Annotated in this window: 2 protein-coding genes and 1 pseudogene; 2 read left to right on the forward strand and 1 reads right to left on the reverse strand. The window is 74.8% G+C overall.

The window, feature by feature from the left end; translation table 11 throughout:
• Together AB0P35_RS41915 and AB0P35_RS41920 are read left to right on the forward strand one after the other, a co-directional pair.
• The coding region (locus tag AB0P35_RS41915; protein WP_363521815.1) for a TIGR03617 family F420-dependent LLM class oxidoreductase at window positions 1-1,298 on the forward strand (1,298 nt) is incomplete at its 5' end.
• A 128-nt stretch (window positions 1,299-1,426) separates the two neighbouring features.
• The gene (locus AB0P35_RS41920; protein WP_363521818.1) at window positions 1,427-2,095 is read left to right on the forward strand and encodes a TetR family transcriptional regulator; all 669 of its coding nucleotides are present in this window, start codon (window positions 1,427-1,429) and stop codon (window positions 2,093-2,095) included.
• Between the two features lie 94 nt (window positions 2,096-2,189).
• On the opposite strand, the pseudogene AB0P35_RS41925 reads toward AB0P35_RS41920, so the two are convergent.
• Window positions 2,190-2,298: pseudogene (locus AB0P35_RS41925) on the reverse strand (electron transfer flavoprotein subunit alpha/FixB family protein); the annotation flags it as partial.

Below are 2,298 nucleotides of genomic sequence, written 5' to 3' on the forward strand. Positions count from 1 at the left end.
GCGCGGGTGCGGCGACCGCGGCGGCCCGCCGTACCTCCCGCGAGGTCCGGCTCGCCCACCGTCCGTGCGGGCTGGCCCCGGGCACGTCGCCCGCAGCCGCCGGTCGGACACGCCGTCAGACCCGACCGCCGGCCCGCCCGGTGCACCCGCGGGCCGCACGGCACCCCATGATGGACACCGGCCCGTCCGCGACCGCACCCGGGCGGGCCGGTGTCCTGAACGAGGAGAAGCCCATGCCCGAGACCGCCGCCCCGCTCCGCCTGGAGGCGACCGCCACCTGCCGACCGGCCGGCATCCCGGCCGCGGCCGCCGAGGCCGAACGCCGCGGCATCGACCGCTTCACCCTCTCCGAGACCTCCTACGACCCCTTCCTCCAGCTGGCCCGCGCAGCGGACCGCACGGAGGAGATCGAGCTCGCCACCGGCGTCGCCATCGCCTTCGCCCGGACCCCGATGAGCCTCGCCTACGAGGCCTGGGGCGTGCACGAGGCGTCCGGCGGGCGGGCCGTGGTGGGCCTCGGCTCGCAGGTCAAGCCGCACGTCGTGCGCCGCTTCGGCATGCCCTGGGACAGTCCGGCGGCGCGGATGACCGAGTACGTGGCCGCGCTCCGGGCGATCTGGCACAGCTGGCAGACCGGCGAACGCCTCGCCTTCCGCGGCGACTTCTACAGCCACACCCTGATGACCCCGGTGTTCGCGCCGGAGCCGGTCGCGGCGGGCACCCCGCCGATCCTGCTCGCCGGCGTCGGGCCGCTGATGGTCCGGGCGGCGGGCGCCGTCGCCGACGGCCTGATCTGCCACCCCTTCAGTTCGGTGCGGCACCTGACCGGGACGGTGCTGCCCGCCGTCCGGGCCGCCCGCGCCGCGGCGGAGGCGGCCGCGGAGCCGTGGACGTCCCGCCCGTTCGAGGTGGTCGGCGCGGTGCTCACCGCCACCGGCCGCACCGAGGAGGAGCTGGCCGACAGCGTCCGCGGGGTGCGCGAGCGGATCGCCTTCTACGCCTCCACCCCGGCCTACCGCCCTGTGCTGGAGGCGCACGGCTGGGGCGCGCTGCACGACGAGTTGCACCCGCTCTCCGTCCGCGGCCGCTGGAAGGAGATGGGCGACCTGATCGACGACGAGGTCTTCGCCGCCTTCGCGGTGGCCGGCGAGCCCGCCGAGGCGGCCCGGGAGATCCACCGCCGGTACACGGGCGTGGTCACCCGGCTGTCCGTGCACGGCCCGGACGGTGCCGCCGCCGAGCCGCTGCTGGACGTCCTCGGCGCCGTCCGGGAGCTCGACGGGGCCGCCACGACGTGATGTGCAACACCGAGTACCGCACGGAGAGTGCACTGAGTGCCCTCACGCGCGATTGGTGCTAGGTTCACGGCATGAGCAACCCGCAGAAGACCGCGGCGCAGGCCACGGCCGCCACCGGGAAGCCCGCGATGCGCGACTCCCTGATCGCCGCCGCCTTCCGGCTCTTCCTCGACCGGGGCTACGAGCAGACCACCATCGACGACATCGTCGGTCTGGCCGGTGTCGGCCGCCGCTCGTTCTTCCGCTACTTCCCCTCCAAGGAGGACGTGGTCTTCCCCGACCACGAGCAGTGCCTGGCCGACATGACGGCCTTCCTGCAGGAGAGCGCGGACGGCGACGACCCCGTCCTCAAGGTCTGCGACGCCGCCCGCCTCGTCCTGCGGATGTACGCGGAGAACCCGACCTTCTCGGTGCAGCGCTACCGCCTCACCCGCCAGGTCCCGGGCCTGCGCGCCTACGAGCTGTCGGTCGTCTGGCGGTACGAGCGCACCCTCGCCGACTACCTGCGCGGCCGGTTCGCCGCCCGCAAGGACGGCACCCTGCGCGCCGACGTCGTCGCCGCGGCCGTGGTGGCCGCGCACAACCACGGGCTGCGCTCCTGGCTGCGCGCGGACGGCCAGGGCGACGCCGAGGCCGAGGTGGACCACGCCCTCGAGTACGTCCGCAACGCCTGGGCCGCGAATCCGCAGGCCGTGCCGGCGGACGAGGAGGACGACGTGGTCGTCGTCATCGCCCGGCGGAGCACCCCGATGTGGCGTGTCGTCAGGGACGTCGAGGCCAGCCTCAACCGCGACTGAGCGGTCGCGGTCGCACCCGGGCCCGGCCCGCTGCGCACAACCGGAAGGGGCCCGGTCGGCACACTGCCGACCGGGCCCCTTCGGTGTGTCCGGGTCAGCGACCCTTGGCCTCGGCGGTGAGCTGGGGCAGGACGGTGAAGAGGTCGCCGACGACGCCGTAGTCCACGAGTTCGAAGATCGGGGCCTCGGGGTCCTTGTTGATC

This window comes from Kitasatospora sp. NPDC085879 (genome assembly GCF_040686255.1).
GTDB lineage: Bacteria > Actinomycetota > Actinomycetes > Streptomycetales > Streptomycetaceae > Kitasatospora.